Below are 25,160 nucleotides of genomic sequence, written 5' to 3'. Positions count from 1 at the left end.
AATAGTGTTCACCTACTTCGACTAGTCGCTCGTCTGGGATGCCTCGTCCCGCAGTGACATTCTGGAGAAACGGAAGAACATCCTCATCTTTCTCCGGTCCACCGAAGGACATGAGGACGACTGCGTCGAAGGGGGTTAGGTTGATGCTTTCCATGCCTGCATTTTACGTACTGTAGAAAAAGCGTAAGTCCCTCATTCAGGGTGTCTCCAGCTTTGCTGAGTTTGCCGTTTCATTCTTGAAGATACCTGGGAGAATAACTAAATCGGTACCGTATCTAGTACCACTAGGAGGCGGCATGTCAATCACCGCCAGCGAAGCGCGACGAGACTTGTTTGGTCTTATTGAACGAGTGAACCTGGACCACGCCGAGGTTGAAATCATGTCCAAGCGTGGGTCCGCAGTGCTCATGTCGAAAGACGAGTACGATTCCCTCGTTGAAACCAGCCATCTGCTGCGCTCGCCCAAAAACGCGATGCGTCTACTTGCAGCCCTTGAAGCTGCGGGCAATGACCAGACTGCAGAACACGGACTCATCGAACCGTGAGCGACAGGCTTCCGACCTGGACCGCCGGTGGGTAGGAAGACTATGTCTACTGGCAGACCCAGGACCGCAAAACACTCAAATGAATCAACGTGCTGATCGAGGACGTGCTCCGTGACGCTCCTTTTGAAGGCATCGGAAAGCCTGAACCGCTGAAGCACGCATTGGCTGGTGCGTGGTCGCGACGCATCGATGACGTCAACCGACTGGTGTATATCGCTGATGACCGCGCAGTAACGATAATTCAAGCCAAATATCACTACTGACATAGCCTTTTGACGTTCTTGGTCTGTTGATGAGCCCCAATACCCTAAGTAGATTCTTCTCGCCGGTAACCTCGGTTATGTAAAGTGGAGGGTGTTGTACTTTCAGATGATGCGAACCCGCGGCCCCTGTTGGTTCTCTGACGTAACTGAGCAATATAAAGCGGGAAAGCTATGTAAGCGACACCCGTTGCCATTAAATTGCACCCAATAGTGTGGCTAGGGACACCGCTGCAAAAGTTATTTTTTGAACGGGCCCCGCCTTCATAGAACCGATGTAAGCAGTAGGCGTGGTAATCGCGCAACTTCTTTCGGGGCTCGAATGTCTAAGCTTAGGGTGTCTCCGACATAGTTGATGATTGAGCCTGGGGGGCTAAGCAGAAATCGTCATTGATCTTCAGGGTCAATGCCACGAGCAACCTGAGCAGCTGGAAGTAGGAATTCTTGTGCGTACTTATATCTTCGGGGTCGGCATTAGTCCCATGCGCGTACTTATTTCGCAGGTCCGGGCCATCGCTGAACTCGCTCTTGTTCAAGAAATAGTTGAAGTAACTAGCTTCAGGTTTTGTCAACAGCGTTGAACTAAATTCGAGCCACCCCTTTTGCACCAGTAGGAGTGCCGCCGAAGCCTCATCCTCACCATAGTGACCATAGGCTGCGGCTTCGCGGTTGTTGATGTCACTTAGTACTAGAATCTGCACTGGCTGAGCAAATTCCAGCAGATCAGAATCGACGACAACTAAACCCTCGTCGATCAACCAATCGATAGATTCTTTCTGATAAGGGCGGACCGAATCGTAAGAAACTTCGTTCTCTGTTATCAGCTCGACGAAGTTCGGGGCTTTGAGTTCACTGTTTATGTAGGCCATTCCAGACTGATCACTAAAAAGCAGATGCATAGCCCGATCGCAATTATGATTGCTCCCTCGGTGTAGATACTTACGCTCCGTAAGACTTGGGATCGCGGCCCACGGCCGAGGAGCGGAGGTCATTTGTAGAAGTTCAGCATCCAGGACACCTTCATTGCAGTATAAGCTGAACTGTCTTGCAATACTCTCCATCTCTGCGGAAATATGCCTACATCGCTCAAGGAACGAGCTACTAGGGCTGGACGCCGCGAAGTAGAAATTAGCCACGCCGAACTTATCGACCAAATGCTCTCGGAAGAACCATGCCACGGAATCTTCTACTTCGATGCTGTACTGACGTAGGAAATCTGAGTAAAACTGAGTCCCGTTAAGGGTGAGCGCATCAACATAGTTGAACTCGCTCCCTCGGGGGTATGCGTCTTTTCCCGAGATTATCAGTGCGCGGAGCGCTCCCAGCTGACCTTTGAACGATGGCATTGTGAGCAACCCTCGTTCAAGAATGCCCACCACCGAAGCGAAATTTAGAAGTATTCGCTCCGGATCCATGGAAGATAACAGATATTTTTCACTGAGCGATCGGACGTAGCTCACGTTGTTCTCGTCACGCTCAACGCGGTCGATCACTGGCTTTCGTTGTTCCGGATCCAGCCTGAGTCCGTGATACGTATTCGTTGTTGTGGTCCTCTTCTCGGCAAGGAGTTCCTCGATAAGGTCCTTATGACGCTTCCTCGCTTCCAACCGTATTTTCGGAGTTACGCCAAAACTATCGTTGTCGTTGCTCTCCGCAATCGCTTGAACATAATTGATATGCGGAGAATCACTTGCTATGTAAGCGCTCAGAAGCTGCTGCAGGTCCTCTCCGCTCAGGCTTGCGGGAAGATGGCATGAAGGATTTGAATCTTTGACCAGCCTCATGCGGACCAGTAGCTCTCCATTATGGGCGTCTGAGAGCATCACCTCTCGAAGTCTTCGATCATGCCGGTTCACGAATTGACGATCTGAAAGCATGACCTCCAGAGGTAATGCAGCATCCGACAGCACTTTGAACAGCATTTGGCCGCCAACCCTTTTAGCGACTTCATGCCTTTCGAGGAGCAGGACTAGGTCTTTGGCATACTGAAAGTCCAGCTCATTCAAATGCTCTTCAAGATTCGACACTTCAATATTTGAGAAGAAAGAGGCAACCAGTCGTCGCGACTCACGCGCCGACAGCGCTAACTCTGTGCGGTCTTGCGCAGTCAGGAAATTCGGGAAGATGTTGTTCTTTTCAAATTCAAGCGCATTATGGAGTTCGAGAGCATCGTTAAGCGAAAGGAGCTTTCGCTCCGAGGAATAACTCTGGATTAGAGTGACTGCCTCCTCCGCAAGCCACCCATTGGATAAATCCCGTATGCCATAGAACTTTAACCTCACGGGTGAATCCACATCTTCCATCCACTAATTGTACTCAATACGTGAGGAAAAAGTCTTTGTGGAAACTTCATTCCGACTGCGCCAGCAGATGATTGCTGGAAGATTAACATCACGATAAAAGGCAAAAGATAAATGTGGATAAGCAAAAATTCGCGTCTCACGATCGAACGTTTTCGGTCTACACGGCATTCGATCCAACGAGGTACCTACCATGTCCTTAAACACTGAAGCACCCCGTGATAACTGTGGGATGCTTCAGCAAGGAAAGACTGATTTTTCAGTTGCGAACAAGATCAAACAACGCGGTAACATTCTGGCGCAGACGCAGTTGACACAATGAAAACCGTGCCACCTACGGCAGTGAGATAACTAGCGCGCCGTACTCACCACGTCGGCATAGACCGTGCGTCGAGCCACGTCTTTCAACTACCAGGCACGAAAAGCTGTTTGATGATTTCACTGGCCGCCGCTCCAGAGGCCGACGTCATCCCAGCCGTCAAAACACCCCGCAAAGTCGCTAGCGCCCCTTTAAGGCTCTTCTGGTCAGGCTCTTCCTTAATCACTTCTTGCAGAATGACCGATCCTGCATCTCGACCAATTTCCTGGTCATCCGGACCGAAATAATCCGAGGATTCCAGCAGATCCAAGGCACCTTGGACCGCAGCAACCAGCTCGGTGTAGGCGGCAGGAACTTCCTCATGCTGCACTACACGCCCTCCATGGGTGGCAATCGCCACACGTGAGCCGGAAGCAACAATGGCATGATCTCCGTAGATCACTGTGCCCGAGTGCCCTCCTGGAGGGTTACTCTGGGGTGCTGAGGTGCTGAATGTCGCCTTGATATGGCTCATATCGGCTCGTATGCGTCCACCGGCCCGGTTCACTTCCACGTCGGTGATATAAACGCGCTGCACTCCACCGCGCGGATCGGGAATCTCCAACCGGTCACCCTCATAAACCGGCGCATCAACATCAAAGAAGGCTGCCTTGGACTGCACCTGGGCTTCTAGTTCAGTGCGCTCTTCTGTGCCTTGCTCCGACTGATGAATGACCGTCACCATCTCGGTGCCGAAATTATTCCTGACCCAGGCGATGAATCCGTGCCCGCTTCCTGGAAGAGGTCCCATCTCACTCATTGCTTGCGCTATGAAATCCGGTTGATTTCACTTTTGCTCAGCATGACACACTCCGGCGACACTTCGTATAAGGGTTCTGTCCCCGTCACAAGGCCACGCCCCACGATTCACCCGCCTTGTTGTGCTTGGCGCCTGCCCGGCGGTTTCCACCGCTTGCTCAGCTAGTAGCAACGCTTCGCGGGTCATAACATTGGATGATTATCAACCACCGTATAGAAACCCTTCGTCCTGCTCGGACGAGTCACCAATCTAAACATGCGCAATCTGGCCTGGTGCTAGCTGGTCTGGGACGTGAGATGCTGTCCCACCCGCCGAAAAATCGGCCACTCCAAGAACTGCGGCGGAAAAACAAGGACCGAAGACACGTGTCAAAAACATTCGTTTTTGACACACCGAGCAGTGGGTCATGATGAAAATTTCTGACGGTTGAGAATTCAACAGATTTCGACGGTCGTTTCATCACAAAACCCAGTGCCTAAAACTATGCGTCGAAACAGTGACCACTGCACGAGTATTGATACATCTGTACGCAATAGGACACCTCGTCGGATATGCCAAAGCCTCTACTGGCGGCCAAGGCACACAACTCAAGCTCGATGCATTGTCTAAAGCTGGCTGCTATCGAAACTTTACCGACACCGCATCCGGCGCACTCGAGTCCCGTCCCGAGCTTCATAAGCTTCTGGATCAGATCCGCCAGGGTGACACTCTCGTGGTCTGGCGGCTGGACCGTCTCGGATGCTCCACCCGTCATCTGATTTACCACATGGACGCGTCGTAGCAACAAGGGATCGAGTTCAAGTCTCTTCAGGAGAATATCGGCACCAGTTCTTCCGGTGGTCCACTCGTGTTCAACATTTTTGCCTCCCTGGCAGAGTCTGAACGAGACCTCATCCGCGAACGAGCCAATGCCGGTCTGGCAGCGGCCCGTGCCCGTGGCCGTACGGGAGGCCGCCCCTCGTTCTTCTCCCCCGACAAGCTGAACACCGCGAAGAGACTCTACGAGCAGCGTGACATGATGGTCCCGCAAATCGGTGAAGTGCTGGGTGTCAGTCGCAGCACTCTTTATTGAGCACTGAGGCACAATGCTAAGGGGTGAATCTTCTAAATGCATCGGCTAATCCTGGATCGAAACAATCAGGTCCCGATCTCCAAATAGCTGAGAATTTCTCCATGGACATCCTCAATCGTAATCTCCACCCGCAACCGCTCAACGAGCAACTCGGCACCAAGACCAGCCTGAACGTACTCCAAAATCTCCCCTTCGATCTGCTGAACGGTAGCTTCAGTAAGCATGCTGACGGTGCATCGGACAAGCCACTGAACATGAGGTATCTTCGCGTCTGTCGCCTTGACCTCGGTGTAGTTTAGCTGTGCTTTGTGAGAGTAGGAGAACTGCTGTCGAATTCTGCTGATAATCTCGTTCGAAGATATGCGTACAACCTCACCCGTCTCTCGCAAGGGAGCTTCCCATGTTCTCTGCATGGGCCGTAGGTTGGAAATCTTGCTCAGGACGTTGCTCGCTAGGTCAGTGCTATCTGCAGTGTGGTCTTCGCCTCTAAGATGGCTCAGGACAATCGTTGTTTGGTCCTTGAGGCGGCGCCGTTCTTGATGGCACCAGTGGCATTCGAGTTCGTGTAGGTCTGGTGCGTCATCTAATTTGTGGAGTATGTCTTCTATTGTGCGTCCGCATGGAAGGGTTTTCATGACACCGCCTCAATGATTGCCTTGCGAGCCCGGGCGACTCGTCCTCGAATAGTGGATTCTGACGTGTTTGCGATAGTGGCTGCTTGCTCATAGGTCATTCCCTCAAGGCATACCAGAACAAAAGCTTGCCCCAAAGTGGAAGGAAGCTTGGCAACGATACTCCACGCCCTTTCGACCTCACTTCGCTGGACGGCTAGATACTCGGGCGAAAGATGCTCCGGCGCAGGCTGCCCCGAGAACTCTTCGGCATCGACTACCTGAACTCGATTTTGAGAGGATCGAATGCGGTCCAGACAGACGTGTCTAGTCATGCGGAAAAGCCACGTTTTGAAGGCGCCGTTCTGCTGGAGTGTATGCATGCTTTTCCACACTTTGATCCAAACTTCCTGCACAGCGTCGTCAGCGTCCTGCCAATTCTCAAAAAAGGAGCGGCAGTACCTCCTGAGGCTGGGCGTCAGGTCGGAAACAAGCATCCCAAAAGCTTCTGGATCGCCTTCACGGGACCGACCTACGATCGCCAGTTGTTCTAATGCGTCCACACAACCCCCTTTAGTGTGATTCAGGTCACTCCAATTTTGTGTGAGGATATGACTACGGACCTCGTCTGTATGAGTGTAAGCGAAAAAGTTTTCGTCGATATAGGAGCGAAGAACATGGCACAGCCAATGTCGAACGACAAAATCATCAAGCCAACCGGCGAGGAACTGGAACGCCAGGCAAAACGCGAAGCGAACCACGACGCTCAGGAAGAGCGGCTTTCCGGTCCGCTGCACACCGAGCTGGGCAAGACGACCATTGAAGACCGAGTCGTTCAGAAAATCGCCAGCATTGCAGCACGCGAAGTGCCCGGGGTGTACGCAATGGGCAATGCAGCACGGCGAACTTTCAATTCCCTGGCAGAACGAATCCCGGGTGCCTCAGCAAACACCTCCGGTGGTGTGAGCGTGGAAAAGGGAGAGCAGCAGACCGCCATCGATGTCTCCATCGTCGTCTCTTACGGATTCTCTATCGTGGAGGTCTCCGGGGATATCCGCTCGAATATCGTTTCCCAGGTGGAACGCGCCACCGGACTGGAAGTCATTGAAGTTAATGTCGATGTCACCGACGTCCACCTGCCAGAAGATGACGAAGACGACGAGCCGCGAGAAGACCTAAAGTAGGAAGACTAGAAGTAGGTCGCAACACTGCCGATCGGCAACGAAAGGAATACCCATGGATAAGCTCAGGTGGGGACTAGTCGTAGGGCTAGTAGCCGGACTGCTCATAGCGTTCGGCTCATTCACCCAGTTCATAGTCGTAGCATTCTTCGTGCTCATCGGTGGTGTGGTCGGCTGGTTCCTGCAGACCCGCGTCGACTGGGAGCGTGTGTTCATTAGCCGTCGGCGGTGATCAGTATGGCGACAAATAGTGCCACCGTGGGTGTTACTACCGTGAATAACCAGATCTATTCCAAGATCGCGGCAAAAGCGGCCTCTAAGATCCCTGGAGTCGGAGCCAGCTCTGGCGGCCTATTGCAATTGGGCAAACCACGCGATATTACAGGGAAACCTACTGCTACAGCAGAGGTTCTCGGTGGTGCCGTTGCAGTCGAGCTGAAAGTCGGCATTCGATACCCGCTGAGCTTGCAGCAAACCTGCGAGGCCATACGTCAACAAGTGACAGATGAGCTCGTTCATTTCCTTGGCGCTTCATCCGTCCAAGTTGACATCGATGTTGCATGGCTTCATGCAGATTCAACCAATGCTGAGAAGAGGAGGCTGCGATGAGCAGATTTTGGCATGTTCGCAGTGCTCGAACTGCAACCCTGCTCAGTACCTGCCTGTTGTTATTAGGCATCTCAACTACATTCCTGGTGATTTGCCTTATCAGAGTAGCTAGCGGTTCTTGGCCGAGCTGGATAACCGGATTTCTGGATTCTGCTAAGAATATTGTTTGGGAAAATAGCAGTTTGCTGGCCTTAGCTATTGGCGTCGCCGTTATCGGTCTGCTTCTGTTGATTGCTGCTTTGGTTCCGGGAAAGCGAAGGACAGCACTGCTTGAATGGGATTCAGTCCACGAAAACGAGGAGTGGGTTGCGGATAACCGCGGCTTGGCTAATCTGGCGCGTTATGAAGCAGAGCGCACTGATGGGGTGGGCAGCGCCTCGCCCATATTGCGGGGTAAGAAGCTGCATGTCGGCGTTTCCACTCCGGTGCATGAAACCAGAGATATTTCGCAGTCGGTGCAAGCGAACGTCCAGGAAGTCCTATCGGCCATCCCGTTGGCACATTCGATAAGCGTCAGTGTCAAAGCGACTACCCGAGGAGGGCAGTAGATTTGTGGAAACCCAATAGCGTTCGGCAACGAGTCTTTCTGGCGCTCCTTGGATTGCTTCTTATGGCAGGGGGTGCTTGTGTGGCCTGGCTAAGCTGGAATTCAACTCAGAACGGACTTGCCCAGAAACGTCTTATCGATAGCTTTCCTGCACAAATGCCAGAATTGGGCATTTACATAGCCGGCGCATTAGCCCTGATATCGATCATGTTGATCTTTGTGATGGTGTCAGCCCTACCCAGGAAACCGGGTAAACGGACCTTCATCTACCAATCAGATAAAGGCACTGGCATCTCCACCGTAGATTCAGGAACCGTCGCCCTGGCTGCCCGGGAAGCAGCTGAAAGCACACCTGAGGTTGCCCATGCAGATATACGTATCAATGGAACAGTGAAGAGCCCGATTCTTTACGCACGATTCGCTTTGCGCGTGGATGCCCGGCCAATGGATGGCATGGGCCTCGTGAGGGATGTTCTCATTCCTCAGATGGAGCAAGCCCTCGGCGCCCGGTTCGCCAGAAAACACGTGAACATTGATTTCCAGCCTAAGATATCTGGAACATCCGCCAAAACGACCTTGACCTAATAATTTGTACTAGTCAGCTAATCGGCGGAAAGCAGTAGGGGATATGGAGACACCCTCCAGAACAAGGCTCAGGAAATATCGGACAAGTCAAAGAAAGCATTGATGATTCCTTCAGCGACAAGGATCTGGGAGCTGATGGGCCAATATGACATAGCCGGCGGGGTGCCACAGAGATTGTCAAAGATGCCTACAAACAACTTTGGGCTAATGAATCCGAGAACGTCGGTTGCCATGCTCAGCTAGGCCGACAACGCATCCTACCGCTAGTAACTTAGCAGGGTGTCAATGCTTCAGCAGATCTGCAATTCTGCCGTGGTTTGCAAGGACGCGGCATGGCGCGAGACCACCATTTCCGAACAAAACTCACAATGCCTCGCACAGATTTCCTCTCAGTAAGGGAAGAAGAAACTCGCAATCTAAAATTATGAAAGGCCCTTAACGTGAAGAAAATCCTCATGGTCCTGACCAGCGTTTCCGAACTCGGTACAGGAGGAGAACCCACCGGCTACAACGTCGCGGAAGCAGCTCATCCCTGGAAGGTTTTCCGGGACGCGGGACACTTCGTCGACTTCGCCTCTATCAAGGGCGGACAGCCACCACAAGATACGGTCGATACCGATGACCCAATCCAGGTGCAATTCACCCAAGACGAAACCACACGAGCCGGTCTCTATAACACGGCGAGGGTCGAGGTAATTGATCCGGACCAGTACGATGCCATCTATCTCGTCGGCGGCCATGGCACCATGTGGGACTTCCCCAACAACGAAGACTTGCAACAGCTCATCGGGGCCATCTACAACAGTGGAGGCATAGTTGGAGCAGTATGCCACGGTCCGGCAGGATTACTGGATGTAGAACTGCACCACGGAATCAAGTTGCTGAGTGGCAAGGATGTTGCTGCCTTTACCAACGATGAAGAAGTCGCGGTCGGCAAGGACAAGATCATTCCATTCTCATTGGCCGACAAACTCGTTGAGCAGGGGGCCAACCATATCGCCGCCGATGATTTTGAAGAGAATATCCAAGTATCCGAGCGTCTGGTCACCGGTCAGAACCCTGCCTCGGCTGCCGGTGTTGCAAAGGAAATGGAAAAGCTTCTGGCCGCAGTGATTCGTCAAGAAAAGGCCACTGATGAAGCCTCCTCAGACGTTGACTCAGCCCAGGCTGTGGAAGACTAAAAACATCTGTGGGTACCGCTTTTCTACACCTGTGGATATCTCATAAGCGGCTGTATCCGGCCAAAAATTCCTCGTAGGTAGACGGAGACCTACGAGGAATTTTTCGTTTAAGCATTCGTGTCCTCCACCTGGTGGCGGGAGCGTCACAACTTTCCGAGGGTCTGCATCGCAGTGGCAAGCACACTCACTATCCAGCATGGCCGGTTGGCAGATTTGCACTGTCCAGGCTGGCCCGCGCTGTCACCTACGATGCAGGGCGACCTACGCCCGTTGACGATGTGCAGACCGTTTTTATCTGCTCTAGATTCGTTTTGCATCTCGACGACTTCACATACAGCAAGTTCTAGAAATGACAGAGTCTAGGGAGCGTCAGCAAATAATTGCGCAAACCGTCTTCCTACCAGAACTTGGGGATAAGCACTGGCGTATTTTCCTTGTAAGCTTCATAGTCGGAGCGACCTCCCCATTTTGATTCAGCTTTCGCTTCAAGTAGCGGGACTCCACTAATCTTGATGAGCAGCACCGCCACGAATACCGGTGAAATCATCACGACCCACTGCCAGTGCTGCAATGCCGGAGCGGCAACAACAGCCACTCCGATCCAAAGCAGAATCTCTCCGAAATAGTTCGGATGACGGGATTTGGACCACAATCCGGAGGAAATGAATTCCCCTTTATTCTCCGGGTCACGTTTGAAAATTGATTTCTGGTGATCGGCTAGGCTTTCCACACCGAGACCTATCGCCCAGATGACGAACCCTGCCAGTGCGAATCCGTCCAGTTCACTAGCTTGTTCCGAGGTCATGGCAGCCCAAGCAGTAGCAGCAGTGAAAGAGACCCAGAGACCCTGGATGGTCCAGACACTGAAGAACCGGATGAACGACGGTTTGATCTGGTCAAAGCGATCATCTTTGCCGTCCCTATTAACACGGCGGAAGAGGAAGATTCCCAGCCTAAGAGTCCAGGCCAACACCATAAACGCCAGTAATAGTGATCTGGAGTGAACTTCAGGGGCTAAGAGAAGCAAAAGCAATGTGACTGCCGTATAGGTCAGAGTCCCGGTCAGGTCGTAGAATCTCTCTGTTTGTCCTAGGAACGAAGGTATGAAAGCGACCCATTGGACTATGAAGGACGTCAGTACAGCCAGAGCGAAGAGGGGCATCGAACCCCATGTAAGCCCACCATCACTACCGGACAATGCAAGTATCACACCTAGCATAAGCACTACAGGCATGGCGGTCAGCGCCTTGCGTTCCTTGCTCTTCATTATGAGGTTTCCTCCGTTAAATTTCCCTCAGGGACAACCCAGGGATCCTGCCATACTCTTATCCAAGAGTCGCTTCATCATATTGTCTGGGACCGGGCAATACTATTGGACACAGGTTGAGCCAATGCTTTTGATGGAATCGCGGCTTGACGCTTCTCATGGAATCTCTTCGCGGGGCTATCGTCTAGGAGTTTCCTGCCGTTGGCGGAGGATTGCAGAAACAGCTTTCGTCCCCAGAATTGTTCGCGACCTGTTAATTGGCCTGACTGAACAAATCAAGCATTCAGAATGCCAGATGAAAACCGTTCTAATCTCGATTGACTAGTTATTACGTCGAAACGGAAAGCGTGGCCTGGTTTCAAGCCTCACACTAAACAAGCTTGAAACCAAGCTATGCGACCCTCGCCTCGTCCCTGATTATGCTGCCTATCTGAGATGATAGCGCCCAACAATACCTACCTTGAATGACGCCTGACCGAGAAGTAGCCCACAACAGGTTAGTTCTGTCCGTATTTGATATCCACCGTTACCCCTGCCCAGAAGGAAAAGCTATGAGGGAATTTTCGACGCCACCATTGGCCACCTTGCACATGCACAGGAATGCCACCGATCTCTTGATGGAGCGCCTGAAGAATTCGCCCGAGCATATAGCATTCGAAGTTCGATGTGCTGATGGCGCCGTCGCTGCCCCATGGAAGCAAATAACTACTCGAGAACATTTTCTCGAAGTGCAGGCATTGGCCAAGGGGCTCATCGCTAGTGGGCTGCAACCTGGAAACAAGCTAGTGATTATGTCACCTACACGCTACGAATGGGCTCAAATGGATATGGCTGCCTGGTTTGCAGGCGCGGTCGTGGTCCCGATTTATGAAACTTCGTCACTTGATCAGGTCACAGCCATACTTGCCGACTGCTCTCCAAAATTTATAGTTGCTGGAAGCACCGACCAGGCCTCGATTCTCAAGCGCGGACTAACTGGAGCGGGAATAAGCGGGTCGAGAATCTGGACAATGGACACCCGGAATGATCTCGATCTTGAAGATCTTGTTGAAGTAGGGAAATCTATCACCGATCATGCGGTTGAAGAACGACGAGTGATAGCAACATCAGAGACGATAGCGACCATCGTCTACACTTCGGGAACGACGGCAGCACCCAAGGGCGCTTTAATTACGCACGGTAACCTCGTTGGCTTAGTACTCAATGTCGCTGCCGCTTACACTGAGGTGGTCAAGGAGACAGGAAATACGATTATTTTCCTTCCCATGGCTCACGTTCTGGCTCGTGGTCTACAGCTGATCTGTTTGGCTAACGGGATGCGCATCGCGCATCTCTCAGAACCCAAAGAAGTAATACCGTCTTTGGAACTCCTCAAACCCACATTTCTCGTAGTGGTGCCGCGGGTGTTACAGAAGATCCAAGACTCCGCAGCACAGGCCGCTAATCAGAAACGCCTTAATCTTATTTGGAAGTGGGCCAGCGACACGGCAACGCAGTGGGGCGAGATGGCTGAGGGACACGATGCCGGTTCGTCGAAGCAAGCCTCGCCTAGCCTTTGGATGAGACATTTCATTTTTGACCGGATTTTCTACTCGCGTCTCAGAAAAGTAGTCGGCGGCCGTCTTGAGTACCTGCTATCAGGAGCTGCAACCCTAGATAGAGAAGTTTCCCTCTTTTTCAGGGGGATCGGCTTACCAGTAATCGAGGGGTATGGGCTGACTGAAACTACAGCGCCGCTAACGGGAAATATGCCCGGGTCGATCAAGTCGGGAACTGTGGGAGTTCCGATGCCTGGGACCACTGTACGAATATCGAATGAGGGGGAGGTGCTAGCACAAGGAATCGGCGTATTTGCTGGATATACCAATCCCGACGACAACGCCAATGCTTTCACCGATGGGTTCTTTCGCACAGGAGACTTGGGATCGCTTGACGAGCGTGGACGCATCACGCTGAGGGGAAGAATCAAAGACGTCATAGTAACTGCGGGAGGAAAAACAATATCTCCCAGCATATGGGAAGGATATGTCGAAACTGATCCACTAATTGCCCACGCGGTAATGGTCGGGGAAGGTAAGCCGTTCTTGGGATGCCTCGTGCTCATTGACTCGGAAGCAGTTCAACAGTGGGCTTCAATCCAAGGGATTACAGACGCATCTCTCTTTCAGCATCGCACAGAAGGATCAATTGACAGGATTAGAAACCAGCGCCTGTTTCAAGCCATCTCCGGCTCCGTCAGCTCAGCCAATAAACGGGTAGCAAGAAGTGAACAAGTCAAAGAGCTCATTATGCTTTCCACCGATTTAGGGGAAAACAGTGAGCTGCTGACACCGACCTTGAAACTCAAGCGAAGCAAGTTTCTTGAGAGAACAAACAGCTTCGTCAACGAGATCTATGACTCACCTAAGCGCTAGCTATCGGTCATGATATGGGATCTTAACGTTCGGATGGGAGGGCAAAAAACTTTTAAATAATCCAATCCGGAGTATCCCTGGCCCCGAATGCCCTATGACAACCCAAACCAAGAGGTTTGGAAAACCAACTGGCCCAACGGGGGTCGCCAGGTAAGGAGTTCGACATGAAAACCATGCAGCGCAAAACAGTAGGATTGCTCTCGATTGCCGCGGTCGCCGCGTTCGGATTGAGCGCCTGCTCGATGGACAGCGGCAGCGAGTCCACTCCAAGCAGCGAAAGCTCGGCTTCCAGCATGACCGAGAGCAGCCCGAGTGCCTCCGAGGATTCGGGAATGGCCAGTGAATCGGCCATGGACCCGGCCGCCAATCTCGTGGGCCCGGGCTGCGCGGCCTACGCGGAAGCAGTGCCCGAAGGTGACGGTTCTGTTGCTGGCATGGCCAAGGATCCGGTAGCCGTTGCAGCATCCAACAACCCGTTGCTGACCACCCTGACGAAGGCCGTTTCGGGAAAGCTCAATAAGGACGTCGACCTGGTGGACACGCTCAATGGCGATGAGTTCACCGTCTTCGCTCCGGTGGATGATGCCTTCAAGGCCATCCCAGAAAAGGACCTTAACGCTGTCGTATCGGATGCCGACATGCTGACCAAGGTATTGACCTACCATGTGGTCCCCGGCCAGATAACCCCCGATGATCTGAAGGGTGATCTGGAAACCGTTGAAGGCGACAAGGTCAAGGTCAGCGGCAGCGGCGATGACCTGATGGTCAACGATGCCAAGGTCATTTGCGGTGGCGTGCAGACTGCCAACGCCACGGTCTACCTCGTTGATTCGGTGCTGATGCCCCCGGCCAAGAAGTAGCACTACAGCATCAAGCTGAAGAAGCCAGGGAGCGGGCGATGCACTATTTTGGGGAGGCCCGTTCCCTGGTTTTTGTCTACCCAAGATTTGGCCTGCAGCTATTTCCTGAACAAGACCAATGATCCTTAACGGTAGGGGATCCTTGAACTCACGATTCTGAATCGAGCAGTTGAAATTACTGGCGGTTCGACGCAGGATGAAGCTCTCTTGCTTCAAGCGCCACAGGGAGAGGAAGCAGCTATCGAGCAAGCGGCTTCATGGCCGAATTTTCCCCAGTTTATTCGTTTTGGGCGCCCTTCAACTGAGCGACGAAGTCCAAAGGTAGGAAGCCACACAAAGAATATTTTCAGACGATTAACGCCATGTTGATGGCTTCGCCGCTGTGCGAACTACCGCACCAACTTGGCTGCTGAAGATCGTCCATCAGCCTGCCGTGGGACAGATCCGCTTCACTTCATAGCGCCCGATATCTGAACTGGAAATCGCTGTTGAAACCCCAAGCAAGGCATCAATCATTGCAGGGAATAGCGGCACGGCCTGATGAGGTCAAACTCATGATCTAAGCTCTCTGCCAACTAACTGAAGCCCAAAGAGATACGATCCAACTGGTCTATTTCGGGGTGTGACGCATTGTTAGATCCCTGATCATGCCCAACTACCTGTGGTGATCGTGAAAGCCGGCTCACGAGACAGAATGAAGGAAATACGAGAATTGCTGGGAGCCATGTCATGGGCAAGCACAAAGGTAAACTGTTCAACGGCTTCGCCCTGAATGCGCTGACCCAAACTGAACGTGATCAGGTGCTGCAGTATGAGGCCAATGCCTCCACGGACGGGCAAGAGCTTGCTTCTTTGCAACAGACTGCTGCCTACCTCGGTCTCACCGTCTCCGAAGTGAAGCCGCCACCGAGAATTAAGACCTACGTTATGGATGCGATTCGCACCGTTGAACAGGTTCCCGCAAGCGTTGATGAGACTCAATGCGATCATTCCGCAACGGAAGCAAGAGCTCTGCTTTACCCTCATGACGAATTGGCTCGAAGTATGCAGAGCGTTCACAGAAAGCCGCGGAAGTTCTTTGCGCTAGCTGCGGGGACTTCACTTGTTGCTTCTGGTGCTCTCGGTGCGCTGGCGTGGAATCTGAATACTCAGCAGCAGATGGAGATGGTTGTTCAGGCTATGAAGAGCGAGCGGGATACGATGAAGCAGATTTTGAGCGCCCAGGACATGCAGTCTAAATCCCAGACACTAGATAACGGGGCAACAATTAGGCTTTCATACTCCGAAAAGTCTGGTGTCATGGCCGTATCAACCCACGCGCTGCCTGAACTCCCAGAAACGAAAGGCTACGAACTCTGGCTCATCTCCGCTGAGAAAGCAATCCCGGCCGGCATGCTGGATCCTTCCAGCGCCGCAGCAACCGCAATGATTACCGGTTCACTGGAAGGCATCACCCACTTCGGAATCACCGTGGAACCTGCAGCGGGCTCACCCGCTCCGACTACCGAACCAATTCTCTTGCAAAGCCTTTAGAAAAATCGACACACGTGCAGCGCCCATGCCCCAATTTTTTGACATCCAATCCAGGCACCGGGTGACACCGAATAGGAGTTATCCGGTGTTCGAGTAAAGCATTCGAACGCACCGCAACGAAGTGTGGGGTTCAGTGCCATGGAGCAACAACAAATAAAAAGCAAGCGTCATATGTGGCGCTATCCAATAGCTGGCATCTGCTCAGCTATTGTTTTGTTCACTATCGCTCAAGCAGCGTCCACATTCTTCGGGACTGCTTCATCGCCCCTCGTCGCTCTAGGGTCAACAATCATTGATTTCACTCCACCATGGCTCAAAGATCTGGCCATCGGCTTATTCGGCACCAACGACAAGCTTTTTCTATTCATCACCTTATCGATCACCGCCGCCCTCTTAGCGGCCACAGTGGGACTTGCCACGGCACGGAGCCTTGCACTCGGATTGAGCTTGGTAATAGGGCTATCAGTACTATTAGGTGCTTCCGTGCTAAGCCGCTCGGCAACAAACTTCCTCGATCTAATACCGACGATAGTCGGCACCATACTAGGCCTGGGAACACTCACACTTCTTACCGGCATGGCTAGCCGTGCCGTTGTACCAACGATCCATCCCCAGTCCGAAAACACAACATCACGAAGAAAATTTCTCCTCGGATCAGCGGGAAGCGTGGCACTCGGACTACTCGCCGTCGGCGCTACCCAGGCCCTGCGGACCCTTAGAAATACCGCAGAGTCAGCCCGCTCAGCCCTTGGTCTTCCACCGGCGAAAGTGAAAGTACAAGCCCCGCCTCAAGGAGCTGAACTAAACGTCCCTGGCGCCTCTAGATTTGTCACACCGAACCAGGACTTCTATCGAATCGACACGGCCTTGTCTGTGCCGCAAATCGACCCCCAAGACTGGTCATTGAAAATTCACGGAATGGTCGAGAAAGAATTCACACTCACATTCAATGAACTCTTGAACATGGACCTGGTCGAGCACTACCTCACCTTGACCTGCGTTTCCAATCCAGTCGGTGGCGATCTCGTCGGCAACGCCAAGTGGCTTGGTTACCCACTACGAGAACTACTGGCCCAAGCCAAACCCTTACCGGGTGCCGATATGGTTCTTTCTACCTCCTTCGACGGCTTCAGTGCCTCCACGCCGCTGGAAACTCTCACCGATAGCCGTGAAGCTCTGCTGGCCATCGGAATGAACGGCGAACCCCTGCCACTAGAACACGGTTTCCCGGTCCGTATGGTGGTTCCAGGACTCTACGGGTATGTTTCGGCCACCAAATGGGTGGTTGATTTGGAAGTGACAAGGTTCCAAGACAAAGCTGCCTATTGGACAACACGAGGCTGGTCAGAACGAGGACCAATCAAGATGTCATCCCGGATAGATACCCCACGGTCCTTCGCAAAGTTGCCCGCCGGCAAGGTCGTCTTTGGTGGCACCGCATGGGCTCAGACCACGGGAGTTTCCAAAGTGGAGATCCGTATCGATAACGGGCCGTGGCAAGAGGTCGAACTCGCCACCGAGCTCTCCGTAGACACCTGGCGTCAATGGAGATTCGAATGGACAGAGGCAACCGCGGGCAATCACTCCGCTACCGTCCGCATGACCGATGCTCATGGCCAGCTACAGACAGAAGAAACCGCTGCGCCTGTTCCAAACGGTTCCTCCGGCTGGCACCGGCTGCAGTTCAGCGTCGAATAATCGATGCAACTTTCTTGCATTACTCCATGCCATCGCTGAAACCGTTGAGTGATCCATATGCGGATCCAAGTCTCAGTCCGCAAACATGGGTTGAATTTTTCTGATTAGTAGGTTTTTACCGTGACTGAGAATTTCCAGACGTTCGGGCCAGCTCGATTTCCGATGCGGTCGGTGTCGTAGAAAATGAAGCATTGGCTGGCCTTTGACCAAGAGGAGTTCATGGTTAGGCGCTTGGTGTTGCAGGCATCGAAAGTCTTGTAATCGGTGGGATAGAAGTAGGAGTATCCAGCTCGGGCCGGAAGCGCTGCAACGGTGAGTCCTCCGGCAGTGAGCGCGAGAGCCGCGGTCGACACAGCGACATGTGTGAGGGATTTTTTGATCACGACAAGGACCTCCAAAAATTGTACTGTGATGACAAGAGCAGTATGACCATACGCTGGATTAAATCTTCAGTCTTTTGAAGAGTTTGGAAGTAAATTCCGATTGGCTCCCTGGTTGGGGTCAATCCCTTAGGATCTGAGTATTTTCCGCGCTGCCCAAGGTGGAATTAGTTACTGGTGCGTTGCTTGCAGCTCTTTTCACCTTGATCGCCTACCGGGTGCCGAGTTGGCGCTTGGCTCCCGCGAGGCAGGCTGCGAGTGGTACCATATCTAGTACCACTAGGAGGCGGAATGGCAATCACCACCAGCGAAGCGCGACGCGACTTGTTTGGTCTTATCGAACGAGTGAACCTGGACCACACGGAAGTTGAAATCATGTCCAAGCGTGGTTCTGCGGTGCTCATGTCGAAAGACGAGTACGATTCCCTCGTTGAAACGAGCCATCTATTGCGCTCGCCCAAGAATGCGGTGCGTCTACTTTCAGCTTTGGAAGCGGCACGTAACGACCAGGCTGCAGAACACGGGCTCATCGAACCGTGAGTGACAGATTACTGACCTGGACTGCCGGCGGCTGGGAAGACTACGTCTACTGGCAGACCCAGGATCGCAAGACGCTCAAGCGCATCAACCTGCTGATCGAAGACGTGCTCCGTGACGATCCTTTTGAAGGCATTGGAAAACCTGAACCACTGAAGCACGCATTGGCCGGCGCCTGGTCGCGACGCATCGATGACGTCAACCGACTGGTGTATATCGCTGATGATCGCGCAGTGACGATTCTTCAAGCAAAATATCACTATTGACATTGACTTTTGTCGATCTTTGTCAGTTCCCGAACGCTCACTCCTCAAGTGGAAGTTTAGCGCCGATAACCTATCTTATGTAAAGCTGGAGGCGGTTTGCCCCGTCAAGCATGAACAGGCCCTCATCCTGTTCCGAACGTTGGCGGCTAAAGCGCGCCAGGGTATCGCTGATTTTCGGCGGATTTTTAGTCTAACCGTGGAATTCGCTCGCGATCTGGGGGTGGTGTTTCGCACGCGAATACTCTGATCCGAAAAGCTGTGCAAAGATTTACCCAGTTCTCAACTTTAAGCATCCCGAGGGGCACATGAATTTTCACCGCACAACACTGGCCATCAGCGCTGCGCTGGCTCTCCTTGTTGGAGGCCTCACGCCGGCTGCTCAGGCAGCCCCACCGCACAGTTGCTGGTCATGGAACGATGAAGAAGATCACCCGTTCCATATGGAATGCTCGCAGGTTGAATCATTGGCGGATCTGGATGTTCCCACCACGGTGACCGAGCTGAGGATTCTGAACCAGGACGAATCAACCATAGCTGGGCTGGAGCGTCTGAAGGACATGCAACAGCTGACTTCTGTGGAAATCTACGGTGCCACCAACGAGGCGGTTGCGGCTGTGGCTCAGTTGCCCAACCTGAAGAAGCTGTGGGTCACCTTCCTGCCAGCGTCCGGTGTCACTAATGCAACGCGGACTGCTCTGACCAAGATGACAAAGCTAACCAGCCTTACCGTGCAAGACGCGGGCCTCACGGATTACTCCTGGGTGGCAGCTATGCCTCTGCTTGAAGAGTTCAAAGCCAATGAGACGCATTCGCTTTCCAAGGGCTGGGTGGGCAAGACGCTGACCTTCGCACCAATTGTTGGTGTAGATGGCCGAGCCATCGTTCCGCGCCGCCCTTCAGGGGCCGCTGATCCACAGCCCGTTTACACGAAATTTACAGCCACTTCCGTGCTGCCCATGGTGGCCGGCAGTAACGTCATGGTCGCAACCTCCGATGCAACCACGGGTTCCTCACTGAGCTCTTCTGATGTACACGTTGTCTTGGTCACCGACGTATTTGATACCGCAAAGTCAAGCCCGCTGAGAGTCAACTACCGCACAGCACGAAAGGACAATTCTGACTCTCCGTTCGCTATCATCGGTGACGAATTGGAAATACCTTGGGGCTCCTATGCGCAAAAGAACTTCCAGTGGTTCCGCAATGCTGTCGCGGTCCCAGGGGCGACCGGGCGCACCTATAAGCTCACCCCCGCCGATGCCGGGAAGAAGATCACCGCAAAGTACACCAGCGTTGAGAAAACTTCTTGGGACAAGAAGATTGTCTATGTCCCTACTGCGACTCTGTCCGCCGGGTACGACCTACCGATCCCGGCCTCTGAGTCCACTCATCCCGTTGCCAAACTGACCGGCACCGGATTCGTGACGGAGAAACTCAGTATTGCGTTGGATCCCACCGTGTTCCCCCATGCCCAGAAAACGTATCAGTGGTTCAAAGACGACACTATTGCGATCAAGGGCGCGACTGGTCCCACTTTCATCCCAGATGATTCTTTGAACTCGAAGCGGGTGCACGCCGTCGTAACTTTCGTTGGCGCACATGCGGAGCCGGTCGAGCTGATCTCCAAATCCGTAAAGATCGATCATGGCAATCTGAAATCCGGAAAACCGACCATCTCTGGCACCGTTATGGTGGGTTCGAAGCTGACGGCCAAACCTGGAACGGTATCCAAAAAGGATGCAAAACTTACTTACATCTGGCTGCGCGACGGAAAGGAAATTTTCCAGCAAAACCGCAGCACCTATACTCTTGTTCCCGCCGACTGGGGGAAGAAGATCAGCGTAAAAACACAGTTCACCCACCGCTACTACAACACCGTGGTCGCTCAAAGTACAGCGACCAAGACAGTGGCGCCGGGAACGCTAAAGGTGAGCAAGAAATCGACTCTCTCAGGCAAGAAGATTGTGGGGAGGACCGTAAAAGTGTCAGCCGGCACCTACAGCCCTACGGCAGAGAAAGTGACATACCAGTGGCAACGCTCCGGCAAGAACATCAAAGGTGCAATCAAGAGCAGCTACAAAGTCACTAAAGCTGACAAAGGCAAGAAGCTGACGGTCAAGGTGAGCGCAATAAAGAAGGGCTACGCAACGAAGAGCACTGTATTGACTGCCAACTAATACCATTTTGTGTCGAGAAGAACCTGCGGTACAACTATTGCGTAAAGTCAGCTGTCGAGTCGCTTCATCGCTGTTATAGGGATCGTCGAGACCGTGGCCGAGAATCTAAATTGTGTGCATAAGGGGTGTTCTCTGAGTCGATCCCCTATCGCTGTAGTACAGGTCTAGATGCGGCAGCGCAGGCGCATCGCTGGACTGGAGGTCAGGAATTACCTTCGATCCTCTCGGTTAAAGCGGATAATTGACGTTATGTAAAGTTCTGAAGACTTTATTTGCATCCGATGCATGACCATCACTACTCGGCTTACCAAGCTTTGACCGTGTCAGGACGACCGGCGAGAACAAACGGCGGAGCAGTAGACCCGCGGACAATGAAGAATTAGGTCCGTAGGGAGTGAGATATGCCTAGTTTGGAAATTTTCAAGTCAAGTGAGACCACCAGTGCTTAGACGACCATCATCTTCCCTTCTCCCTGCTTAATCGGTTCATTAATCCACGCCGCGTCAGGCAACATCATTTTCTTCGGTAACTGGTTCTTCCCAAACCGTTCAGGATGCTCAGCCCACGCCGCCTCCAACTCAGCTAACCGCTGATCATCCACGTGCCCAGTCATCCCGAAATGCACGTCCGCCGGCGTATGAAACCGCAGCCCGGAATGACGATGCTCAGTGTTGTACGCCTGAACAAACCTGCCCATGAAATCCCCGGGCGCCTTCCAACGAACCAAACCGTTCAGGAAACACCGGCATCTACTTCAACGTCTTGAACCAGACTTCTGAATACGGGTTGTCAGTACTGACTTTCGGACGTGAGTGCGACCGCAAGACATCTAAATCAGAAAGTAGCGACGCGACCGGTTTCGACGTCATCGAGGTGCCACGGTCAGCATGAACCACCAACGGCACCTGATCAGTAGCAAACACGTTTTTCATGAACGCCTGCACCAATAATCCTGACTCCCGGGCATGCACTTCGCACCCAACAATGTAGCGGGAGTAAATATCAATCATCACGTACGCATCAAAATACGCTCCCTTAGAAGGGCCAGCGAGTTTGGTGATGTCCCACGAGAACACCTCACCAGGCTGGTACGCCACCAACTCCGGCACTTTCCGTGCAGGATGTCGTGCCTGACGGCCCCGTTCTAGCACTTGCTTCTCCCGGCGTAGCAACCGATACATCGTTGATACTGAGCACAAATAAGTTCCTTCACCCAGCAGTACCGCAAAGATCTGTTCCGGTGCTTGATCAACGAAACGGTCACTATTCAACGTTTCAAGAACCACTGCTTCTTCAACAGATGTTAGCTTGTTCGGTGGTGCTGGACGTGGCGCATCAACCCGTTTCACTGGGGACAGCCGGGCTGCGCGTTGACGGTGCATCGCGGCCCTACTGACTCCGGCCAGTGCACTGGCTTTCCTGGTGGAGATCCCTGCCTCAACAAGTTGGTCATAGACGTTCTTCAGCAACGCACGAGAGCCTATTCGGAATCCGCGCTCTTCGAGATTTGCTCCAAGAGCGCGTGTGCTTTTCCCATGATGTCTAACGCAGTTTGCGTGTTCGCTAGTTGCGCGTCACGGGCCGCCAACAGTTTTTTTCAGCCGTGCAATTTCAGCTTGTTCTTTACTCAATGTTCCCTTGCCTGTCCGAGTGGACTGCTTGCTCACCCTGACTGTATTTCCTTCGAGGATGCCCGCTTCGCGTAGCTTGCGCCATTCCGCGATTTGTGAGGAGTAGATCCCGTTGGCGCGCAGGTAGCCACCGCCTTCACCATGTTCAATGGCTTGCTCGTACCCGTTGAGGTACGCGAGTTTCTGTGCGGGGTTGATGGTTCGGCGTTTGGGCTGGTCCGGGCGTACAGAAGAGTCCATGGTTCTATTCTCTGGCAGTGAACCCGCAGGGTGGTGGAGGTTGGTGGTGCTCATGGTGTGGAGTGTTTCCTGGTTCTCGCCTTGTCTTCGGGTGAGGGGTGTTGCTATGAAGGGGTGGTCTCACTCAACACTGACAGACAGGGAACGGTTCTGGTGGGAAATAGAGAGGACATACATCAATTCAGCACCTGATGGTTGTTATCCTATGTACCAGGAATCGGTTTCACACAGGATCCCTATTCTCGTTGAAAGTATAAGTTTCAATAATTTCGTATGGTGCTCTGAGGGTGTTATCGCCTGAGCCGCATGGAGGTTAAGGCCTAAAATGACACGCATTGCGAAAGATGCACAGGTATTTAATGGTGCTCAGATATTCACAGATTCGGCTGAACAGGCTATTTCTTACCTCAAAATGCATACCCCGCTGACAGATTGGTCAGTTTCTCGCGTAATCGATGGAGAGCAGGTCCACTTGCACGTGCAACCAGATCAGTTGCTCAAAACCGGTCAACGTGTTGAGTGGAAGGAATCTTTATGCAGTCGAATGGCCAATGGCGCTGCGCATATTGTGAACAATACGCAGCTAGATCCTGACTATTCGTGTATGCGAGTTTCAGTCGAGGTAGGGGCCTATGCCGGGTACACCATCAATGATGACCGGGGTGAGATGTTTGGTGTCCTGTGCGGGGTGCGCACCGATCCGCTCACTGAAGGGGAGGCAATAGATGAAGAACTCGTTGCCCTCATCAGTTCACTTCTATCTGCCCAATTGAAGTTAGCTAGAGTAGCTGATAGAGAGCGAAGAAATAGTGAGCTATCTGATGCCTTGGCGCAAACAGATGCTTTGACTGGTCTGTTGAACCGACGCGGCTGGGACAAGATCACCAGTGATGCGCAAGAACGTCTCGACGCTTTTGGCGATTCCGTCTCGGTTGCTGTGATTGACCTCAATGGGCTTAAGCAGGTCAATGACAGCCAGGGTCATGCAGCTGGGGATCTATTGTTGCAGCGCGCTGGTGAGATCCTGAGAAGTAAAAGCACCGAGTCCTGCCGCGTCGCTCGATATGGGGGTGATGAGTTCATGATTTTGGCCAACGGAGTAGCTCCATCCCAGACAGAAGCTTATTTCTCAGTATTCAGAGAGTCCTTGGAAGAGGCAGGGATTCCTTCAGCCATGGGATTCTATTCAGCACAGCCAGGTACCACCAACATTGATCAGTGTATTGCCGCGGCTGATGCCTTAATGTATCAGCAGAAATACCAGTGTCGCGATCAAGCCAGGAAAAACAGCTAACAGGCTGTCCTCGCAACGGCCTGCAGAGAACTGTATCCATCTAAATGCGCACTTGTCAGGAAGATCTCGGAATCGAAAGCTGTGTTCACCAAGGCACTACCGATTCTTTAGTCGAATGCTACCTGCATTGTGTTTTCCTGCATTTTTTGGGAATGCGCGGGTGTTCCAGCATGTACGATATGCATAGGTTTTGCGCGGGTCGGCTGGGCCAATCTGGGAAGCTTCTTTCAGAGCGTTGCGCCGCCATGAAGACCGTTTCTTCTTAGCGGACCGCGAACGGCCGCATCGCCTGCTGCGTGGTGCGAAACCACCGCGACGCTACGAACACACTGACGCGGGCGCAGCACCCGACGCTGAATTCCCGGCCGGATCGATCCAACTCATCCCAGGTGTCAACATCCATGTGGATGCGGCGGATCACCATGTTGGTGCTGCTGTCCTCATTCCACACCAGAGACGTGAAATCATCAATGGCCGGTGCCGGGTTCACGGTCCCGTCGACCTGTCCGAACAGGTTGCGCATCGTCGTCCCGCTGGCTTCAGAGCCCCGCGAGCGACGGAGCCCGGTTTGCACCCATTTCACCTCGCAGAAGCTGCGGGCATCCTTTAAGAGCATGCGCTGGGCGTGAGCGAGTGTGAAGGGGTCATCCGAGCCCAGATGCAGGAGCAGATCCCCATCATTCCAGCGCTCCTGCAGCCGATCGATGCTGAACTTAGGCAGCGGCTGAATGTCTGCCGCAGAGGAACTAGCCATCTCCACCAGCTTTGGGCCGAAGTCGAAGGTGAAGTTCAAGCGGGCCGACACCGTCCCCAATCCGGGTTCGGTATCCGCCAGGGCCGCCTCGCCCTGGGTCAGC

Annotated in this window: 24 protein-coding genes and 3 pseudogenes; 18 read left to right on the top strand and 9 right to left on the bottom strand. The window is 52.9% G+C overall.

What is annotated here, in order from left to right; translation table 11 throughout:
• Positions 1-154, bottom strand: a 154-nt coding sequence (locus tag FJV47_RS11840) for a ferrochelatase (RefSeq protein WP_200832009.1), incomplete at its 3' end; no start/stop codon positions are given.
• Positions 155-296: 142 nt separating this feature from the next.
• Here FJV47_RS11840 and FJV47_RS11835 point away from each other — a divergent pair.
• Positions 297-545: a type II toxin-antitoxin system Phd/YefM family antitoxin gene (locus FJV47_RS11835; protein ID WP_159613268.1), complete on the top strand. Its 249-nt coding sequence runs from the start codon at positions 297-299 to the stop codon at positions 543-545.
• Positions 542-808: pseudogene (locus FJV47_RS11830) on the top strand (Txe/YoeB family addiction module toxin). Before FJV47_RS11835 ends, FJV47_RS11830 begins: the two are co-directional and overlap by 4 nt.
• Before the next feature lie 329 nt (positions 809-1,137).
• Here FJV47_RS11830 and FJV47_RS11825 read toward each other — a convergent pair.
• Together FJV47_RS11825 and FJV47_RS11820 are read right to left on the bottom strand one after the other, a co-directional pair.
• Complete coding sequence (locus FJV47_RS11825; RefSeq protein ID WP_200832008.1) at positions 1,138-3,108, bottom strand: hypothetical protein; 1,971 nt, start codon at positions 3,106-3,108, stop codon at positions 1,138-1,140.
• 401 nt (positions 3,109-3,509) lie between these two features.
• Complete coding sequence (locus tag FJV47_RS11820; protein WP_159613266.1) at positions 3,510-4,223, bottom strand: hypothetical protein; 714 nt, start codon at positions 4,221-4,223, stop codon at positions 3,510-3,512.
• Between the two features lie 496 nt (positions 4,224-4,719).
• Between FJV47_RS11820 and FJV47_RS16600 the strand changes: the two are divergent.
• Positions 4,720-5,154: pseudogene (locus FJV47_RS16600) on the top strand (recombinase family protein); the annotation flags it as partial.
• Entirely contained in the window at positions 5,140-5,295 is a 156-nt protein-coding gene (locus tag FJV47_RS16595; RefSeq protein ID WP_255475114.1) for a helix-turn-helix domain-containing protein, read from the top strand. The pseudogene FJV47_RS16600 and the gene FJV47_RS16595, both read left to right, overlap by 15 nt.
• 65 nt (positions 5,296-5,360) lie before the next feature.
• On the opposite strand, the gene FJV47_RS11810 is transcribed toward FJV47_RS16595, so the two are convergent.
• Both FJV47_RS11810 and FJV47_RS11805 read right to left on the bottom strand, forming a co-directional pair.
• On the bottom strand, positions 5,361-5,708 hold the full coding sequence (locus FJV47_RS11810; protein WP_159613264.1) for a hypothetical protein: 348 nt from the start codon (positions 5,706-5,708) through the stop codon (positions 5,361-5,363).
• Between the two features lie 218 nt (positions 5,709-5,926).
• Positions 5,927-6,403 (bottom strand): RNA polymerase sigma factor, encoded by a 477-nt coding sequence (locus FJV47_RS11805; RefSeq protein ID WP_235026441.1) that lies wholly within the window; start codon positions 6,401-6,403, stop codon positions 5,927-5,929.
• A 180-nt stretch (positions 6,404-6,583) separates the two neighbouring features.
• Here FJV47_RS11805 and FJV47_RS11800 point away from each other — a divergent pair, with 180 nt between their 5' ends.
• The 6 genes from FJV47_RS11800 (at position 6,584) to FJV47_RS11775 (ending at position 10,009) form a co-directional block, all read left to right on the top strand.
• On the top strand, positions 6,584-7,090 hold the full coding sequence (locus FJV47_RS11800; RefSeq protein WP_235026440.1) for an Asp23/Gls24 family envelope stress response protein: 507 nt from the start codon (positions 6,584-6,586) through the stop codon (positions 7,088-7,090).
• 52 nt (positions 7,091-7,142) lie between these two features.
• Positions 7,143-7,319, top strand: coding sequence for a DUF2273 domain-containing protein (locus tag FJV47_RS11795; RefSeq protein ID WP_159613260.1), 177 nt, complete (start codon positions 7,143-7,145; stop codon positions 7,317-7,319).
• Positions 7,320-7,324: 5 nt separating this feature from the next.
• Positions 7,325-7,696 (top strand): Asp23/Gls24 family envelope stress response protein, encoded by a 372-nt coding sequence (locus FJV47_RS11790; RefSeq protein WP_159613258.1) that lies wholly within the window; start codon positions 7,325-7,327, stop codon positions 7,694-7,696.
• A complete protein-coding gene (locus tag FJV47_RS11785) occupies positions 7,693-8,244 on the top strand; it encodes a DUF6286 domain-containing protein (protein WP_159613257.1) in 552 nt (183 codons plus the stop codon). Before FJV47_RS11790 ends, FJV47_RS11785 begins: the two co-directional genes overlap by 4 nt.
• A gap of 2 nt (positions 8,245-8,246) precedes the next feature.
• Positions 8,247-8,828, top strand: coding sequence for a hypothetical protein (locus tag FJV47_RS11780; protein ID WP_159613255.1), 582 nt, complete (start codon positions 8,247-8,249; stop codon positions 8,826-8,828).
• Between the two features lie 440 nt (positions 8,829-9,268).
• Complete coding sequence (locus FJV47_RS11775; protein ID WP_159613253.1) at positions 9,269-10,009, top strand: type 1 glutamine amidotransferase domain-containing protein; 741 nt, start codon at positions 9,269-9,271, stop codon at positions 10,007-10,009.
• Between the two features lie 397 nt (positions 10,010-10,406).
• Here the strand turns inward: FJV47_RS11775 and FJV47_RS11770 are convergent, their stop codons facing one another.
• Positions 10,407-11,276 carry a DUF1295 domain-containing protein gene (locus FJV47_RS11770; RefSeq protein WP_159613251.1) on the bottom strand — a complete coding sequence of 290 codons (870 nt, stop codon included), beginning with the start codon at positions 11,274-11,276 and terminating at the stop codon, positions 10,407-10,409.
• Between the two features lie 551 nt (positions 11,277-11,827).
• Between FJV47_RS11770 and FJV47_RS11765 the strand changes: the two genes are divergently transcribed.
• From FJV47_RS11765 to FJV47_RS11750, 4 genes are all read left to right on the top strand, one after another.
• Complete coding sequence (locus FJV47_RS11765; protein WP_159613249.1) at positions 11,828-13,690, top strand: long-chain fatty acid--CoA ligase; 1,863 nt, start codon at positions 11,828-11,830, stop codon at positions 13,688-13,690.
• A gap of 164 nt (positions 13,691-13,854) precedes the next feature.
• A complete protein-coding gene (locus tag FJV47_RS11760) occupies positions 13,855-14,550 on the top strand; it encodes a fasciclin domain-containing protein (protein WP_159613247.1) in 696 nt (231 codons plus the stop codon).
• 729 nt (positions 14,551-15,279) lie between these two features.
• A complete protein-coding gene (locus FJV47_RS11755; RefSeq protein WP_159613245.1) occupies positions 15,280-16,083 on the top strand; it encodes an anti-sigma factor domain-containing protein in 804 nt (267 codons plus the stop codon).
• A gap of 171 nt (positions 16,084-16,254) precedes the next feature.
• On the top strand, positions 16,255-17,781 hold the full coding sequence (locus tag FJV47_RS11750) for a molybdopterin-dependent oxidoreductase (protein WP_235026439.1): 1,527 nt from the start codon (positions 16,255-16,257) through the stop codon (positions 17,779-17,781).
• A gap of 104 nt (positions 17,782-17,885) precedes the next feature.
• Here the strand turns inward: FJV47_RS11750 and FJV47_RS11745 are convergent, their stop codons facing one another.
• On the bottom strand, positions 17,886-18,164 hold the full coding sequence (locus FJV47_RS11745; RefSeq protein WP_159613241.1) for a hypothetical protein: 279 nt from the start codon (positions 18,162-18,164) through the stop codon (positions 17,886-17,888).
• 288 nt (positions 18,165-18,452) lie between these two features.
• On the opposite strand from FJV47_RS11745, the gene FJV47_RS11740 reads away from it, so the two are divergent.
• The 3 genes from FJV47_RS11740 to FJV47_RS11730 all read left to right on the top strand — a co-directional run bounded on the left by FJV47_RS11740 (position 18,453) and on the right by FJV47_RS11730 (position 21,138).
• Positions 18,453-18,701: a type II toxin-antitoxin system Phd/YefM family antitoxin gene (locus FJV47_RS11740; protein WP_159613239.1), complete on the top strand. Its 249-nt coding sequence runs from the start codon at positions 18,453-18,455 to the stop codon at positions 18,699-18,701.
• On the top strand, positions 18,698-18,964 hold the full coding sequence (locus FJV47_RS11735; RefSeq protein WP_159613237.1) for a Txe/YoeB family addiction module toxin: 267 nt from the start codon (positions 18,698-18,700) through the stop codon (positions 18,962-18,964). The genes FJV47_RS11740 and FJV47_RS11735 overlap by 4 nt, the downstream gene beginning before the upstream one ends.
• Positions 18,965-19,269: 305 nt before the next feature.
• Positions 19,270-21,138 carry a hypothetical protein gene (locus tag FJV47_RS11730; protein WP_159613235.1) on the top strand — a complete coding sequence of 623 codons (1,869 nt, stop codon included), beginning with the start codon at positions 19,270-19,272 and terminating at the stop codon, positions 21,136-21,138.
• Positions 21,139-21,583: 445 nt separating this feature from the next.
• Here the strand turns inward: FJV47_RS11730 and FJV47_RS11725 are convergent.
• A pseudogene (locus tag FJV47_RS11725) lies at positions 21,584-23,063 on the bottom strand (IS3 family transposase).
• A gap of 271 nt (positions 23,064-23,334) precedes the next feature.
• Between FJV47_RS11725 and FJV47_RS11720 the strand changes: the two are divergent.
• Positions 23,335-24,303 (top strand): GGDEF domain-containing protein, encoded by a 969-nt coding sequence (locus FJV47_RS11720; protein ID WP_159613233.1) that lies wholly within the window; start codon positions 23,335-23,337, stop codon positions 24,301-24,303.
• A gap of 262 nt (positions 24,304-24,565) precedes the next feature.
• Here the strand turns inward: FJV47_RS11720 and FJV47_RS11715 are convergent, their stop codons facing one another.
• Positions 24,566-25,159 carry a Dyp-type peroxidase domain-containing protein gene (locus FJV47_RS11715; RefSeq protein ID WP_159613276.1) on the bottom strand — a complete coding sequence of 198 codons (594 nt, stop codon included), beginning with the start codon at positions 25,157-25,159 and terminating at the stop codon, positions 24,566-24,568.
• Position 25,160 lies beyond the last annotated feature (1 nt).

This window comes from Glutamicibacter sp. JC586 (genome assembly GCF_009805585.1).
Classification (GTDB): Bacteria; Actinomycetota; Actinomycetes; order Actinomycetales; family Micrococcaceae; genus Glutamicibacter.
The sequence above is the reverse complement of the archived record's forward strand: the minus strand, read 5'-3'. Positions and strand labels throughout refer to the sequence as shown.

Coding starts and splice junctions, on each gene's coding strand:
- FJV47_RS11755 (WP_159613245.1), top strand. CDS start 15,280: ATGGGCAAGCACAAAGGTAAACTGTTCAACGGCTTCGCCCTGAATGCG.
- FJV47_RS11795 (WP_159613260.1), top strand. CDS start 7,143: ATGGATAAGCTCAGGTGGGGACTAGTCGTAGGGCTAGTAGCCGGACTG.
- FJV47_RS11810 (WP_159613264.1), bottom strand. CDS start 5,708: ATGCAGAGAACATGGGAAGCTCCCTTGCGAGAGACGGGTGAGGTTGTA.
- FJV47_RS11785 (WP_159613257.1), top strand. CDS start 7,693: ATGAGCAGATTTTGGCATGTTCGCAGTGCTCGAACTGCAACCCTGCTC.
- FJV47_RS11835 (WP_159613268.1), top strand. CDS start 297: ATGTCAATCACCGCCAGCGAAGCGCGACGAGACTTGTTTGGTCTTATT.
- FJV47_RS11820 (WP_159613266.1), bottom strand. CDS start 4,223: ATGAGTGAGATGGGACCTCTTCCAGGAAGCGGGCACGGATTCATCGCC.
- FJV47_RS11720 (WP_159613233.1), top strand. CDS start 23,335: ATGACACGCATTGCGAAAGATGCACAGGTATTTAATGGTGCTCAGATA.
- FJV47_RS11790 (WP_159613258.1), top strand. CDS start 7,325: ATGGCGACAAATAGTGCCACCGTGGGTGTTACTACCGTGAATAACCAG.
- FJV47_RS11800 (WP_235026440.1), top strand. CDS start 6,584: ATGGCACAGCCAATGTCGAACGACAAAATCATCAAGCCAACCGGCGAG.
- FJV47_RS11765 (WP_159613249.1), top strand. CDS start 11,828: ATGAGGGAATTTTCGACGCCACCATTGGCCACCTTGCACATGCACAGG.
- FJV47_RS11750 (WP_235026439.1), top strand. CDS start 16,255: ATGTGGCGCTATCCAATAGCTGGCATCTGCTCAGCTATTGTTTTGTTC.
- FJV47_RS11770 (WP_159613251.1), bottom strand. CDS start 11,276: ATGAAGAGCAAGGAACGCAAGGCGCTGACCGCCATGCCTGTAGTGCTT.
- FJV47_RS11805 (WP_235026441.1), bottom strand. CDS start 6,403: ATGCTTGTTTCCGACCTGACGCCCAGCCTCAGGAGGTACTGCCGCTCC.
- FJV47_RS11825 (WP_200832008.1), bottom strand. CDS start 3,108: ATGGAAGATGTGGATTCACCCGTGAGGTTAAAGTTCTATGGCATACGG.
- FJV47_RS11740 (WP_159613239.1), top strand. CDS start 18,453: ATGGCAATCACCACCAGCGAAGCGCGACGCGACTTGTTTGGTCTTATC.
- FJV47_RS11760 (WP_159613247.1), top strand. CDS start 13,855: ATGAAAACCATGCAGCGCAAAACAGTAGGATTGCTCTCGATTGCCGCG.
- FJV47_RS11730 (WP_159613235.1), top strand. CDS start 19,270: ATGAATTTTCACCGCACAACACTGGCCATCAGCGCTGCGCTGGCTCTC.